The organism is Blastomonas sp. AAP25, assembly GCF_001295965.1.
GTDB classification, from domain to species: Bacteria; Pseudomonadota; Alphaproteobacteria; order Sphingomonadales; family Sphingomonadaceae; genus Blastomonas; species Blastomonas fulva.
In genome coordinates this window covers 385065-398411 of sequence record NZ_LJHP01000020.1, presented here as the reverse complement: position 1 = coordinate 398411, position 13347 = coordinate 385065, and the positions used below count along the sequence as shown (strand labels likewise).

15 protein-coding genes are annotated in these 13347 nt (G+C 65.9%); 2 read left to right on the top strand and 13 right to left on the bottom strand.

The features are described from left to right. Window positions 1–65: 65 nt before the first annotated feature. The 7 genes from IP68_RS14990 to IP68_RS14960 are packed head-to-tail and all read right to left on the bottom strand — an operon-like array spanning window position 66 to window position 6683. On the bottom strand, window positions 66–1274 hold the full coding sequence (locus IP68_RS14990; protein WP_054135788.1) for an acyl-CoA dehydrogenase family protein: 1209 nt from the start codon (window positions 1272–1274) through the stop codon (window positions 66–68). 3 nt (window positions 1275–1277) lie between these two features. After that, the gene (locus IP68_RS14985; protein ID WP_054135787.1) at window positions 1278–2027 is read right to left on the bottom strand and encodes a ThuA domain-containing protein; all 750 of its coding nucleotides are present in this window, start codon (window positions 2025–2027) and stop codon (window positions 1278–1280) included. Between the two features lie 15 nt (window positions 2028–2042). Next, window positions 2043–2813 (bottom strand): SDR family NAD(P)-dependent oxidoreductase, encoded by a 771-nt coding sequence (locus tag IP68_RS14980; RefSeq protein WP_054135786.1) that lies wholly within the window; start codon window positions 2811–2813, stop codon window positions 2043–2045. Between the two features lie 3 nt (window positions 2814–2816). Then, entirely contained in the window at window positions 2817–3962 is a 1146-nt protein-coding gene (locus IP68_RS14975; RefSeq protein WP_054135785.1) for a thiolase family protein, read from the bottom strand. Continuing rightward, a complete protein-coding gene (locus IP68_RS14970; RefSeq protein ID WP_054135784.1) occupies window positions 3959–4360 on the bottom strand; it encodes a Zn-ribbon domain-containing OB-fold protein in 402 nt (133 codons plus the stop codon). Before IP68_RS14970 ends, IP68_RS14975 begins: the two co-directional genes overlap by 4 nt. Then, on the bottom strand, window positions 4357–5448 hold the full coding sequence (locus tag IP68_RS14965) for an acyl-CoA dehydrogenase family protein (protein WP_054135783.1): 1092 nt from the start codon (window positions 5446–5448) through the stop codon (window positions 4357–4359). Before IP68_RS14965 ends, IP68_RS14970 begins: the two co-directional genes overlap by 4 nt. Continuing rightward, a complete protein-coding gene (locus IP68_RS14960; protein ID WP_054135782.1) occupies window positions 5445–6683 on the bottom strand; it encodes a cytochrome P450 in 1239 nt (412 codons plus the stop codon). The genes IP68_RS14965 and IP68_RS14960 overlap by 4 nt, the downstream gene beginning before the upstream one ends. Before the next feature lie 172 nt (window positions 6684–6855). Here IP68_RS14960 and IP68_RS14955 point away from each other — a divergent pair, with 172 nt between their 5' ends. Continuing rightward, window positions 6856–7107, top strand: a complete 252-nt coding sequence (locus IP68_RS14955) for a type II toxin-antitoxin system ParD family antitoxin (RefSeq protein WP_054135781.1) — start codon at window positions 6856–6858, stop codon at window positions 7105–7107. Then, window positions 7107–7412, top strand: a complete 306-nt coding sequence (locus IP68_RS14950) for a type II toxin-antitoxin system RelE/ParE family toxin (RefSeq protein WP_054135780.1) — start codon at window positions 7107–7109, stop codon at window positions 7410–7412. The genes IP68_RS14955 and IP68_RS14950 overlap by 1 nt, the downstream gene beginning before the upstream one ends. An 18-nt stretch (window positions 7413–7430) precedes the next feature. On the opposite strand, the gene IP68_RS14945 is transcribed toward IP68_RS14950, so the two are convergent. The 6 genes from IP68_RS14945 to IP68_RS14920 form a co-directional block, all read right to left on the bottom strand. Continuing rightward, on the bottom strand, window positions 7431–8153 hold the full coding sequence (locus IP68_RS14945) for an SDR family NAD(P)-dependent oxidoreductase (protein WP_054135779.1): 723 nt from the start codon (window positions 8151–8153) through the stop codon (window positions 7431–7433). 79 nt (window positions 8154–8232) lie between these two features. Then, window positions 8233–9246, bottom strand: a complete 1014-nt coding sequence (locus IP68_RS14940; protein ID WP_054135778.1) for an NADP-dependent oxidoreductase — start codon at window positions 9244–9246, stop codon at window positions 8233–8235. 40 nt (window positions 9247–9286) lie between these two features. Further along, window positions 9287–10039 carry an SDR family NAD(P)-dependent oxidoreductase gene (locus tag IP68_RS14935; protein WP_054135777.1) on the bottom strand — a complete coding sequence of 251 codons (753 nt, stop codon included), beginning with the start codon at window positions 10037–10039 and terminating at the stop codon, window positions 9287–9289. Beyond that, on the bottom strand, window positions 10036–10800 hold the full coding sequence (locus IP68_RS14930) for an SDR family NAD(P)-dependent oxidoreductase (RefSeq protein WP_054135776.1): 765 nt from the start codon (window positions 10798–10800) through the stop codon (window positions 10036–10038). The genes IP68_RS14935 and IP68_RS14930 overlap by 4 nt, the downstream gene beginning before the upstream one ends. Next, entirely contained in the window at window positions 10797–11108 is a 312-nt protein-coding gene (locus tag IP68_RS14925; protein ID WP_054135775.1) for a Rieske (2Fe-2S) protein, read from the bottom strand. Before IP68_RS14925 ends, IP68_RS14930 begins: the two co-directional genes overlap by 4 nt. 70 nt (window positions 11109–11178) lie before the next feature. After that, window positions 11179–13299, bottom strand: coding sequence for a molybdopterin-dependent oxidoreductase (locus IP68_RS14920; protein ID WP_054135774.1), 2121 nt, complete (start codon window positions 13297–13299; stop codon window positions 11179–11181). Window positions 13300–13347 lie beyond the last annotated feature (48 nt).

Genomic DNA, 13347 nt, shown 5'->3' with positions numbered 1-13347 from the left:
CGGCCCGGGAAGCCGGGCCCGCCCCTCCCGCCTGCGGGAGGGGAGAGGGGGGGCGCCGCTCCCGTTCACAACCCCAGCACGGTCTTGGCGATGATGTTCTTCTGCACCTCGTCCGATCCACCGAAGATCGTCCACGCGCGCGAGTTGAGGTAGCGGCCCGCAGCCATCTGCGCATCGACCGATGCCACCGGTTCGGGCGCCTCGTTGCCGTAGAGCGGGCGTTCGGCGGGGAGCTGCAGGCCATTGAGGCCGTGGATCTCCATCGCCAGCGTGTCGAGCTCCTGCCTGAGGTTCGCTGAGAACAATTTGACCAGCGATGTCTGCGGCCCGGGCGGGCGGCCCTTGGCGATCTCGGCGAGGATGCGCAGCTCGCTGATCTCGAACGCCTGCGCGCGCAGCCGCAGCGAGGCAAGCTTGCGCGCGATCACTGGATCGTGCGCGACCGCGCCGTTGGTGCCGCTGGGCACGCCGCCCGCAGCCACCATCAGCCGGTCGATATCGACCAGCAATTTGGGCGCGAAGCACGATCCGCCGCGCTCGTTTTCGAGCAGGAACTTGGCGATGGTCCAGCCCTGGCCTTCGTCGCCGATGCGGTTGTCGATGCTGCTTGCGGCATCGTCGAAAAACACCTGGTTGACCTCATGGTCGCCCGCCATGGTGATGATCGGGGTGACGGTGATGCCGGGCTGGTCCATCGGAACGAGCAGAAAGGTGATGCCGCGCTGCGCCGACACGTCCGGATCGGTGCGGACCAGGCAGAAGATCCAGTTGGCGTAATGCGCGTGCGTGGTCCAGATCTTGGAGCCGTTGATGCGGTAGTGGTCACCCTCGCGCACCGCGCGCGTCTTGAGGCTGGCAAGGTCCGATCCCGATCCCGGCTCGGAATAGCCCTGGCACCAGTAATCCTCGGCCGAAAGGATGCGCGGCAGGAAGCGCGCCTTCTGTTCCGGCGTGCCGAAGCGGCAGATCACCGGGCCGACCAGCTTGAGCCCGAGGACCGGCAATGCGGGCGCGCCGGCATAAGCGCATTCCTTCTCGAAGATGTAGCGCTGCACCGGGGTCCAGCCGGTGCCGCCATCCTCGACCGGCCAGTGCGTCGCCAGCCAGCCCTTCGTATGCAGGATTCGCTGCCATTCGAGGCCGATGTCGGGCTCGACGAACACACCCGGCGTGCGCCGCGCGCCATCGATCAGGCGCTCGGTCAGGTGCGTTTTTAGGAAGTCGCGCACCTCGGTCTGGAAGGCGAGTTCATCGGGGGTGAAATCCATGTTCATGCGTCAAATCCCGCCAGTTCCGGTCGCCCAGAGGATGCTGCGGCGCAAGAGTTCGTAATAGATGGGGTAGTTCCACGCGCATTTCTCGGGATGCGGGTAGAAATCCTGCATGCCCGGCAGATCGTAATGCCCGCGGCAATGCCCCAATGTGTTGTAGAGGATTCCGCCCGCACCGATCGCGCGGGTGTAGATCACCGGGACGACCGTTTCGGGCCAGTTCGCATCGACAAAGCCGGTCGCCTCGCCCGCAAAGCGCGTCTGCGCCAGCGTGCGGATGTCGCTGACCTGTTTCATCAGATACAGTTCGTCGACCACATCGAAATCGGCGATACCCCGCGTCACGTCGTGGTCGCCGTCGACGATCTGAACCGTGAACGGTGCGCCGATCGGCGGGTGCGCCTTGAACTGGGTGCCCAGCATCTGCATCACATCGGGGCGTTCCTCGGGGCTGTCGACACCGGCATCGGTGAAGCGCAGGATCGAGTTGGTGCCGTGCAGCGCCAGCCACCGGCCACCTTTTTCGAGGAACGCGGCGATCGCCTGCGCTTCCGCCTCGGACGGCATCAGGTCGCAGGTATAAGTGACCAGGAAACGGCACGCGGGCAGGCGATCGGCAACGCCGTTGTAGTCATGCGCAACGGTGGTGCGGATGTTGTCGTGCTCGGCGAGCAGTTTGAGCAGCTCGAGCCGGGCGAAGTCTATGTCGTGGTATTTTCCCGCCGCGACGAAATGCGCATCGATCCGTTCAGCCATGCCTCAATCTGCCCCTTAGCTGCGGAAATTTCCACCGCCATCGACGGTGAAGTCGACACCGGTGGTGAAGCTGGCCTGATCGGACAGCAAAAAGACGATGGCGTTAACCACCTCGGCCGCTTCACCGACGCGGCCCATGGGGTGGTTGGCGGCGAACATCGCCTCGACCTCTTCCACGGTGCCGGGGAGCGCTTCGAGATAGCGTTCGAACATCGGCGTGCGGATTGCGCCGGGGTGGACGGTATTGGCGCGGATCGGCAGCCCCTTTTCGGCGCAGTCGAGCGCGATGGTCTTGGTGAGCGCGGTGACCGCGGCCTTCGATGCGCAATAGGCGGCAAAACCCGAGCCGACCCGCAGCGCGAGCATCGATCCGATGTTGACGATCGCGCCCGGCTCCCTGGCGGCGGCGATCGCGGGGATCGCCGCGCGGCAGCCGTTGAAGGTGCCATTGAGGTTGATGTCGATGGTGCGCGCCCAGCTGTCGAGATCGACATCGGTCACGGCTCCGGGCTCCGAAATTCCAGCGACATTGACCAGATGGGTGAGCTTGCCGAAGGTGGCGACCGCCGCCTGGACCGCCGCCTCCCATTGCGCGAGATCGCGCACGTCGAGCGACACCGCCATCGCGCGCTCGCCGAGCTCGGATGCCAGCGCCTTGGCCTTGTCGAACTGGATATCGCCCAGCACCACGCTGCCGCCCTCGGCGACGATCCGCCGCCCGGTCGCGCCGCCGATGCCTTCCGCCCCGCCCGAGATCAGTGCGACCTTGCCCTGCATAAGTCCCATATTCTAGCGCTCCAGTATCGCGACGGCGGAAAGGCCGGGCGCGCCATAGACATGGCTGTAGGCGGTCTTGGGGCTGCCCGGAACCTGCCGCGCGCCGCCGCGTCCGCGCAGTTGCACGGTGTTTTCATAGACCTGCCGCAGCCCCGACGCGCCGATCGGCTCGCCGCAGGCCAGGCAGCCGCCATCGGTGTTGACCGGAAGCGGCCCATTCAGTTCGGTACGCCCTTGCGCCAGCCACTGCTCCTGCTCGCCATCCTTGCAGAAGCCGTTCTCGGCCATGTGCATGATCTCGGCGCCCGATTCGGTGTCCTGCAACTGTGCGACATCGATATCCTCGGGGCCGATCCCTGCCGCCTCGTACGCGGCCTTGCTGGCAAGCTCGGTGGGTTTGCCGCCGCGCTCGACGCTGATCGCGGGGGCAAACACCTCGAACGATCCGGGCGGCCGGGTGCGCACCGCGATGCCGGCGATCTTCACCCCGTCCGCGCCAAGCTCGCGCGCCTTCTTCTCCGACGCGATGATCAGCGCCACCGCGCCCTCTGCCGGAGAGCAGAACATGTATTTGGTCAGCGGATCGTTGACCATCGGCGCATTGAGGATCGTGTCGAGATCGACCGGCGAGCGCCGCCAGGCGTGCTCGCACAAGGTACCGTTGCGGAAGGCCTTTTCCGCGACCATGCCCAATGTCCGGCGGCTGATGCCGTGCAACTGCATGTACCGCTGGCTCTTCATCGCGAAGAACTGCGTGGTCAGCATCAAGCCGGTTTCGCCATACCATTCGGGCAGGCCCCAGTCGCCGGGCTTGGCGTTGAACGCGCCGCGCGGGTGCTTGTCGAACCCCACCGCCAGCGCGACATCGCATTGGCCTGAAGCGACCGCATTGCGCGCGGAAGACAATGCGCTGCCGCCCGTGGCGCAACCGTTGGAAACGTTTATGAAGGGAAGTCCCGTAAGGCCAAGCTCATTGACCATGATGTCGGCATTGCCCGCGCCTTCGGAGCCGCCATAGGCGCATTCGATATCGGTCCAGTCCAGCCCTGCGTCCGCCAGCGCCCGGCGCACCGCGAACACGCCCTGATCGCGCCCGGACCTGCCGTCGGTACGCCCGAACGGGTGGATCCCTGCGCCGATGATCTGGACGTTGGTCATGCGCCTGCTCCTGCGGGTTTGAACGCAAAGGTCGACCGTCCCGGTGCGAACTCGGTCAGAACCATTTCCATCGCCATCCCGATTTTCAAGTCAGCGAGTGCGGCTCCCTCTATCCGGGTCTCGACGATCACCTGCCGCGGCAGCTCGACATAGCCGATCAGGAACGGCGTGAACGCTTCGGGCCCGGCATAAGGCGGTGATTTGGGACGGAAATCCTGGCTGGTCCACGACCACAGGGTGCCGGTACGCGAAAGCGCGACCGCATCGAAATGCTGCGCGGCATCGCCTTGCGGCATCGGGAAGACGATCTCGCCGCTGACGCGGTGTCGCCCGCCGATCAGCTGCGGTTCGGCTCCGTCGGTCCACAGCCCCACTGCCACCGGTGCGGGCGCGCTCATGCCGCCACCCTCAAGGCCTTGGGCGCATAGCTGTCGAGCCCGCTTGCCGGGTCCCCCAGCCATTGCGACAACAGCAGAACCCGCTTGTGCGCATGGCCGATCTCGAGCTCGTCGGTGGTACCCATGCCGCCATGCAGTTGCACCGCCTCGCGCCCGATCTGCAGCGCGGCTTCGGCAACAATCGCCTTCATCCCCGCGATTGCCGCTGCGTCGGCTGATGTCACCGCGGCGATCAGCGCGCTTTTCGCCTGGTCGACCAGCGCATAGCAATCGACCATCCGGTGCTGGATCGCCTGGAACCGCCCGATCGGCTGGCCGAACTGCTCGCGCTGGCGGACATAGGCAAGCGTGTCGTCGAACAGCCGCTGGGCGAGGCCTGCCATCTCGGCGGCGGCGACCAGACGCGCGGTGGACAGCACCTGCTCGACCGCAGCCCATGCGATATCGAGCCGGGCGTCGCGTACCACCTCGCACCCGCGCAGCTGCACTTCTGCGGCAATGTTGCCGTCGATGACCTGATAGCCCCGGCGAAACACGCCGGGCGCATCGGTTGCGATCACGAACAGAGCGGGCTCGCCATCGAGCACTGCGCTGACCAGCAGCCAGTCCGCCGCCATGCCGCCCAGCACGAAGGTCTTGTCGCCGCTGAGCGTATAGCCCGACGCATTTTGCCTTGCGGTGGTGCTGCGCGGGGTGGTGACATGGCGTCCCTCGGGCTCGAACACCGCGAGCGCTGCGACCGCTTCGCCGGATGCCAGCGCCTCGATCACGGGGTCGCCTTCGCGCAACGCCTTGCCCGCCAGCGCCAGCGGCAGCACCGCGTTCTCCAGCCAGTTGTCAGAGGATATGCGCTGGCCGAAGCTCTCGCCGACGGCGACGAGGTCGATCAGGCTGCTGCCAAGCCCGCCTCTGTCTTCGTCCAGCGCCATCGCAGTCAGCCCCAGCGCTGCCATTGCCTGCCAGCGTGCACGATCGATACCGCCGGGATTCGCCCGCTGCGCCTTGCGCGTGGCAATGTCGCTGCCGTCCAGAAAGCGCTCGACAGAGGCGCGGAACAGCAACTGGCTTTCGTCATAATCGAAATTCATGAGGCCAGCCCGAAGCGCACCGGCACCGAGGAGGGACCGCGCAGCATCATGTTGGGATGATAGGCGATTGCCGCCTCGTCGGTGAGCGTGATGGCGCCGATGCGCGGCAGCAGTTCCTCGAACGCCACGGTCATTTCCTTGCGGCTGAGCATGTTGCCGACGCACATATGGATGCCGCGCCCGAAGGCGAGATGCGTGCGCGCATTGGCGCGATCGGCGATGAAGGCGTCGGGATCGGCGTATTTTTCCGGGTCGCGGTTGGCGGCGGCATAGCGCATCATCACCATCGCGCCCCTGGGCAGCGTCACCCCGCCCAGCTCGGCGTCCTGCTTCATCACCCGCCAGATTCCCGACGACGCGCTCGCCAGCCGCAGCATTTCCTCGATCATGTTGGGGATGATCTTCGGGTCGGCCTTGGCCTTGGCGAGTTCGCCCGGATTGCGCGCCAGCAGGATGATCCCTTCGGCGAGCGTCGCGGTGGTGGTCTCGTTGCCCGCGACCAGCAGCTGCTGGACGATCGACAGCAGTTCGCCATCGTCCAGCGGCCGCTCGCCATCGACCTGGGCGTGGACCAGATCGGAGAGCAGATCGTCGGTCGGGGTCGCGCGGCGCAGGTCCATCTGCGCCTTGATCGCGTGCTGGAACTCGACCACTTCGCGCGCGCATTGAAGCTCTCGCTCGAGCGGCACCATGCCGCCCAGCCGGTCGACGAACGCATCGGTCCAGCGCTTGATCGTGCCGGCATCCTCATGGGTCAGCCCCAGTTGCTCGGAGATCATCCGGATCGGCAGCGGAATCGCGAAATCGCGGACGAAGTCGATGTCGTCCCTGGCCAGCATAATGTCGATCAGGTCGCGCGCGATCTCGCGGATATGCGCTTCGAGCTTGTTCACCCTGGGCGCGGAGAAGGCGAGATTGACCAGCTTGCGAAAGCGCGTGTGCACCGGCGGATCGGCGGTCAGCAGCGTATCGACCTGCGGCCAGCCATCCTCGAGGATCGCCTTGACCTGCGGGTCTTCCGAGCGCGCCCCCGAGAGCACCGCCTGAAAGTTGTTCGAAAACTCGTCGGTGCGCGCGGTCGCTTCGCTGACAAGCTTGTGGCTGAGCACCAAATACAGCCCGCTGGCCGCGTCATGATACACCGGCTGGCTGGGAATCGTCGCCTGATAGAAGGCGAACGGGTCGGACAGCACGTCCGGATGGAAAAAGCTTTTCTGCTCTGCCGCCACCGTCACTGCCTGCTCCCGCGTTTCTGGTCTGTCATGTCCCTGTCATAGCCCGCGGTTGCAGCGAGCGGCGATAGTCGAAAATGCTAGGATGCGGCGAATGGCGTGCAATAACGAAAATTGCGCAATTTGTGTTATCGGGGTATAAAATGGGTGAGATAACAGCACAAGGAACAGGCACATGAATGTATCGATCGGCGAACGCTGGGAAACTTATGTCGAGGCGCTGCTGAAGACCGGGCGCTATGGCTCGGCAAGCGAGATCGTCCGCGAAGGGCTGCGGCTGGTCGAGGAGCGCGAAGCCAAGCTTGCAGCGCTGCGCGAGACTATCGACGCGGCGATTGCCGAAGACAAATGGCACACGATGGAAGAGGTCGAAGCGCAGCTTGAGGCCGATCTCGATTCGTGGGAAGCCGAAGCTGCGAAGGTCTGATGCGTTCGCTCCGCATCAGTGCGAGGGCGCAGGCCCAGCTTCGGAAGATATCGGCCTATATTGCACGCGAAAGCGGCCATCGTGGTCTGGCCGATGCCTTCAGGCGAAGGCTTGTTCAAAAAGGGCGAAGGCTGGCCTCGTTTCCCGGCACCTTGGGAACAGCCCGGACCGACCTTGGCCCTGACATCCGCAGCACCCCGGTGGCGAACTATATCCTGATATTCCGCTATACGGCTGACACGGTCGATGTGTTGGCCGTGCTCCATGCGAGTTGCGACACCATTGCCCATTTTGAGGCCGGCTGATGTCTTGTCCCGCCCCTCTCAGCTGTGCGTCATCACCCCGCCATCGGCGATGATGCCCTGGCCGGTGATGAAGCGCGCATCGTCGCTGGCGAGGAATGCGATGACATCGGCGATATCCTCGGGCTGGCCGAGACGCTTGAGCGCCGACTTGTCCCGATAATAATCCGCTGCCTCGCCGTTCTCGAGCATGCCTCGGGTCATTCCGGTGACGATGCAGCCGGGCTGCACGCAGTTGACGGTCACCCCATAGGGTCCCAGTTCCATCGCCAGCGAGCGGGTGAAGCCCAGGATCGCGTGCTTGGACGCGGCATAGGCGCCCAGCCCGGCATCGCCATAGCGTGACAGGATCGATCCGGTGTTGATCACCCGGCCTGCCCTGGACGCCTTGAGCAGGGCAAGGCACGCCTTGGATAGCCGCGCAGGCGCGAGCAGGTTGACGTCGAGCCCGAACTGCCACTGGTCATCGGTCAGTTCGTCGAGCGTGCCTACCGGGCACACCCCGGCGTTGTTGATCAGGATATCGAGCCCGCCCAGCTGGCTTTGCGCGGCCGCCGCCAGCGTCGTGATCGCCTGGGGGTCGGCCAGGTTGGCGATGTGGTTGAAGGTGCCCGCCAGCCCCTCGCTGCTGATGTCGCAGGCCAGCACCGTCGCGCCATCGGCGAGCAGGCGGCGAACCGTCGCCGCGCCGATCCCCGATGCGGCCCCGGTGACCAGCGCCTTGCGTCCGTTCAGTCTGCTCATGCTCGTTCCTTCGTGGATTGGAGGCAGGCCCTCTGCGCAGCATCCATGCCGCGTGTCCAGCCTGTCGGGTCGCGCGCCGTCAGGCGATCTTGAGGATCATCTTGCCCTGGTTCGATCCCTCGAACAGCCGCATGAACGCAGGCAACGCATTGTCGAGCCCCTCGTCGATATGTTCGTCGACCACCAGACGTCCCGATGCTGCCCATTCGCCCATCTTCGCGCCACCCTCGGCAAAGCGCCCGACATAGTCCGCGACCAGCAGCCCGCGGATCGAGGCGCGGTGGACGATCAGCTGCCAGATGTTGCGCGCGCCCACGGGGCTGGGCGCGTTGTACTCGCTGATCAGCCCGCACAGCCCGATGCGGGCGCCATGCCGCAGGTTCATCAGCCCCCCGTCCAGAATGTCGCCGCCGACATTTTCGAAGATCACATCGACGCCATCGGGCGCCACCGCCTTGATCGCGGCATCCAGCGCGGCCATGTCCTTGCCGCGATAGTCGATGGCGTGATCGAAGCCATAGCGATCCTTGAGCCGTGCGCATTTTTCCGCGCCGCCCGCGATACCGATGGTCGTGCAGCCCAGGATCTTGGCGATCTGCCCGACCAGCGAGCCCACCGCGCCGGCTGCGCCGCTGACCAATACGACATCGCCGACCATCGGTTCGCAGACATCGATGAAGCCGAAATAGGCGGTCATGCCGACCGCGCCGAACAGCGAGAGATAGTTGGTCACCGATGGCACCGCATGCGGGTCGATCGGCTGGGTGAAGCCGCCCAGCGTGCCGACCGAATAATCCTCGATGGCGTTCAGTCCCAGCACCCATTGGCCCTTGGCGAAGCCCTCCGCGCGGCTTTCCTCGACCACGCCGATCGTGGTCGCGCGCACCGGGGCGCCCAGCGGGATCGGCGGCATGTAGCTTTCCGCATCGGACATCCAGCCGCGCTGCGCGGGATCGAGCGAGGCATAATGGTTGCGGATCAGGAACTGGCCGTCCTCCAACGCAGGGATCGCCGATGTCTCGAGCGCAAAATCGGCTGCGACCGGCGCGCCATCGGGGCGGCGCTTGAGGATGAACTGGCGGTTGCTGGTCATGGTCTGCGTATGTCTCCGATAAAGGGAATAAGGGGTAAGGTCAGTCCGCCCCGCGGCCGCCGTCGACCAGCATCGCGGTGCCGGTGACCATGCGCGCTGCGGGGCTGGCGAGGAAGGTCGCGGCGCTGGCGATGTCTTCTGCAGTGCCCACCCGTTGCAGCGCGTTGCCGTCCATGACGAAGGCCTTGACCTCGTCGCTGTCGCCATAGGCGCCGGTGATCATCTCGGTATAGATCACTCCGGGATTGAGCGAATTGACGCGCACCTTTAGGTCCATCTGCGCGCCTTCCAGGGCGGCCACCCGGCTGAAATGCGTCACCGCCGCCTTGGCCGCGCAATAGGCCGAGCAATCGTCGAGCCCGATCAGCCCGGCGAGCGAGGAGATATTGACGATCGAGCCTGCGCTCCTGGTGTCGCGCATCATCCGCATGCCGTATTTGGTCCCCAGCACCACACTCTCCACATCCGCGGTCCACAGGTCGCGGAACTCCTCCAGCGTGGTGTCGGGCAAGGGCTTGGAAAAGAACGACCCGGCCGAGTTGATCAGCGCGTCGACCGATCTGTGCGCCTTGGTCACCGTGTCGGCGAACGCTGCCCAGTCGCCTTCCGCCGTCACATCGAAGCTGTGAAATTCCGCGCTGCCGCCTGCGGCCTTGATCTGCCGGACGGTCTCCGCCCCGCGCTCATGGCTGCGCCCGGTGGCGATGATGTGAAAGCCTGCGCGGGCGAGGCGCAGCGCGGTCGCCCGTCCGATGCCCGAGGTCGCGCCTGTGATGATGGCGGTCCGGGTCATGTCAGGCTCCATCCGCCATCGACCACCATCTGCGTGGCAGTCATGAACGAGGATTCCTCGCTGATCAGGAACAGGATGCTCTCGGCGATGTCCTCGGGCTCCTGCGGCACGCCCAGCGGAACGTCGGCCCAGTGCGCGGGGTCATTCATCGCGCCTGCGGGCATCACGCCTTCGAGCAGCGGGGTCCGTGTCGGGCCGGGGCAGACGGCGTTGACGCGGATCATGTCGCCCTTGCGCCCGACCTCGACCCCGACCGCGCGCGCCATGTTGGCCATCGCCGCCTTGGCGGCCGCATAGGCAGAGATCGCGGGCGCCGCGCAATTGGCCATCACCGATGCGGTGAGCACGATGCTGCCCGTGGCGGGTTTGCCCCCGGCCTGCGCGCGCATCTGCGCCACCGCCTTTTGCAAGCCGATGAAGCTGCCCTCGACATGCACCTGATTGAGCCTGCGGAACCGCGCCATGTCCAGATCGATGATACGCTCGTAGTTGACGATCCCCGCGTTGGAGACCAGCACATCGAGCCGCCCGTAATGGTGCACGGCAGCGGCGATGGCATTGTCCCAGTCGTCCTGGCTGGTGACATCATGGGTGAGGCCGATGCAGTGGCAGTCGGCGGCAACGCCCTGCATCCGCGCGCCATCGAGATCGGTGGCAATGACATGCGCGCCGCGCTCTGCCGCCAGCCTTGCGGTGGCAGCACCGATGCCCGAAGCCGCGCCGGTGATCAGCACCACCTTGTTCCTGATGTCGAAGGTCATGGGTTCAGATCCAGTTCGATCATGCCGTCTTTCTCTTGCGCCGGGTAATGCGAGACCCCGCAGTGCGCGGGCGGGCCCTTGGCCGCGCCGGTGGTGATGTCGAAGCGCGCGCCATGGTGCGGGCAGATGACATGCCCGCGCCGCACTCTTGCGCCAGCCAGCGGCAGCAGCGCGTGGCTGCATAGGCCATCGAGCGCATGGACCCGGCCATCGCCATCGCGCACGACAAGAAATGCTGCACCCTCATGCTGCACAAAACGGGTGGTGCCCGGTGCAATATCCGACGGGGTCACGGGGGTGAAGGTCATGGCGCTTGTGATGGCGTAGAACGGGTTCGCCCGCAATCCTGCGCTTGTCCTGCAATGCACTTGCCCGCCCTCAAACACGCATCACCTTGACCGGAATCGCGCTCTGCAGCGCCTGGCCGGTGATCGGATCGAAGCCGCTGGTCTCGCTGACCAGCCGGTTGGTCGATCCGCCGCGCACGGGGACCGCGTCCGGGCCGAAGTCCGGGTCGCCATAGCCGTGCGCCATCGAGATCACCCCGCGGCGCAGGCCATCGGATGCCTTGGCAAGCGCGTGCACCTCGCCATGCGGAGAGGCGATGCGGATCATCTCGCCATCAGCGACGCCAAGGCCCGCCAGATCGTCGGGGTGGATGTGCGCGGGGTTGGTGGTGCGCTTGGCCGCGAGCGCGGACAGATGCCCGCCGGTCGAATTGAAGCGGTGGCGGCTGCGGCGCGAGATCAGCCGGAAGGGAAAGCCCTGGCGCGCCGGATCGTCGCGTCCATATGCGACGAGCTGCGCGGGCATGTCGCCGACCGCCAGATCGAATCGCGCCTCGTGTCCTGGCTCTGCCGGTTCGACGATCGGGTGCTTGTCGTCATAGATCACTGCCTTGCCATCGGGGCTGTCGGCGCGGACCTGGCTGGGCGGCACCACGCAGCCTGCAACCGCCATGTCGAGAAAGGTCTGCTTGTCGGGACACACGTCCATCGGGCAGGGGCCCCCTGCCAGCGGCAGCCCGGTGCCCAGCCTTTTGGCGAGCCCCCAGAGCATCTCGTATTCGTCGAGCAGATCGCCCGGGCGCGGCAGCAGCGCCTCGGTGTAGCGCGCGTATGGGATCTCGTACCACCATTCGGACAGCGACGAGATGTCGTCGCGCTCGAGGCACATCAACGGCGCGAGGATATAGTCCGAGCGGCGCGCCGAGACGCCTTCGCTGCGGATATCGACGCTGACGAACAGCTCGAGTGCATCAATCGCGCGCGCCATCTTGTCCTGGTCGGGAAAGGCCAGCATCGGGTTGCCACCGATCGAGATCAGCGCCTTGATCTGGCCTTGGCCGGGGGTGAGGATTTCGTCGGCCAGCACGTTGCACGGCATTTCGCTCATCAGATGGGTGAGGCCGCGGAAGCGCGAGGCGGGAAAGCCCTCGCCCCACAATTTCATCGGCGGCGCGACCTGTGCGCGGCGCGGGGTCACGGGCGTGAAGATGCGCGGGATCGAGCTCTTCTCGCCCTCGCGGCAGAAGCGGCCGCACAGGATGTTGAGGCTGCTCACCAGATATTGCGTCAGCGTGCCGTTGCCCGCCATCTCCGGCCCCGTCCCGGTACTGGCCGAGCCCCTGGTGCCGCCTGCGAACATCCGGGCGGCGGCGACGAGGTCCGCTTCGGTGACGCCTGCGCGCGCGGCAGCGATCGAGGGCGGGAAGCCGGACACAGCCTCTTTGAGCTCGGCGAGGCCATCGACATGCCCTTGCACGAACGCCTCGTCATACAACCGCTCCTCCAGGATCACGTGGATCATCCCCGCGAGCAGCGCCGGGTCCTCGCCGGGCTTCACGGGCAGATGGATGTGCGCCAGCGCGGCGACATCGCTGGTGCGCGGGTCGGCGACGATCAGCTTGAGGCCCCCCTCGATCGCATCGCGCAACCGGCGCGATGGCGAGAACGGGGGCAGGCCGCCGGGCGGGCCGTAATGCGAGACGATGGGATTGTTGCCGATGAAGAACGCGACATCGGCCTCGCCAAAGACATGCCCGCCGCCCTGCCAATGGCCGTACTGGAACGCGGTGTAGACCTTGGCGGGCTGGTCCAATGTCACGCTGGTGTAGAAATGGCGGGTGCCCAATCCTTGCGCAAACGCCATCGCAGAGGCGACGCCTGCGGAGTTCTGGAACGAATAGGTGCCCGCATAGATGGCGACGCTGTCGGGTCCGTGCTCCTCGATCAGCGGCTTGAGCTTCGCTGCGATCTCGTCGAGCGCCTGCTGCGTTGCGATCGGGGCGAACCCTTGCGCGCCCTTCTTCTGCGAAGCCAGCAGCCGTTCGGGGTGATGGTGCGCCTCGGGCAGCTGGCGGCCCTTGATGCAGGTATAACCGCCGAACACCGGATCCTCCGGATCGCCCGACACGCGCACGACCGTGTCGCCCTCGGTCTCGACCAGGATCGCGCAATTGGCATGGCAGAAACGGCAGAAGCTGCGCTGGACCGGCATGCTGGTATCTCCCCTGGGCACGCGCCCGGCTGGCATGCCGGACCGGGC

Coding starts and splice junctions, on each gene's coding strand:
- IP68_RS14940 (WP_054135778.1), bottom strand. CDS start 9,246: ATGACCAGCAACCGCCAGTTCATCCTCAAGCGCCGCCCCGATGGCGCG.
- IP68_RS14990 (WP_054135788.1), bottom strand. CDS start 1,274: ATGAACATGGATTTCACCCCCGATGAACTCGCCTTCCAGACCGAGGTG.
- IP68_RS14945 (WP_054135779.1), bottom strand. CDS start 8,153: ATGAGCAGACTGAACGGACGCAAGGCGCTGGTCACCGGGGCCGCATCG.
- IP68_RS14975 (WP_054135785.1), bottom strand. CDS start 3,962: ATGACCAACGTCCAGATCATCGGCGCAGGGATCCACCCGTTCGGGCGT.
- IP68_RS14920 (WP_054135774.1), bottom strand. CDS start 13,299: ATGCCGGTCCAGCGCAGCTTCTGCCGTTTCTGCCATGCCAATTGCGCG.
- IP68_RS14950 (WP_054135780.1), top strand. CDS start 7,107: ATGCGTTCGCTCCGCATCAGTGCGAGGGCGCAGGCCCAGCTTCGGAAG.
- IP68_RS14965 (WP_054135783.1), bottom strand. CDS start 5,448: ATGAATTTCGATTATGACGAAAGCCAGTTGCTGTTCCGCGCCTCTGTC.
- IP68_RS14925 (WP_054135775.1), bottom strand. CDS start 11,108: ATGACCTTCACCCCCGTGACCCCGTCGGATATTGCACCGGGCACCACC.
- IP68_RS14985 (WP_054135787.1), bottom strand. CDS start 2,027: ATGGCTGAACGGATCGATGCGCATTTCGTCGCGGCGGGAAAATACCAC.
- IP68_RS14935 (WP_054135777.1), bottom strand. CDS start 10,039: ATGACCCGGACCGCCATCATCACAGGCGCGACCTCGGGCATCGGACGG.
- IP68_RS14955 (WP_054135781.1), top strand. CDS start 6,856: ATGAATGTATCGATCGGCGAACGCTGGGAAACTTATGTCGAGGCGCTG.
- IP68_RS14930 (WP_054135776.1), bottom strand. CDS start 10,800: ATGACCTTCGACATCAGGAACAAGGTGGTGCTGATCACCGGCGCGGCT.
- IP68_RS14970 (WP_054135784.1), bottom strand. CDS start 4,360: ATGAGCGCGCCCGCACCGGTGGCAGTGGGGCTGTGGACCGACGGAGCC.
- IP68_RS14980 (WP_054135786.1), bottom strand. CDS start 2,813: ATGGGACTTATGCAGGGCAAGGTCGCACTGATCTCGGGCGGGGCGGAA.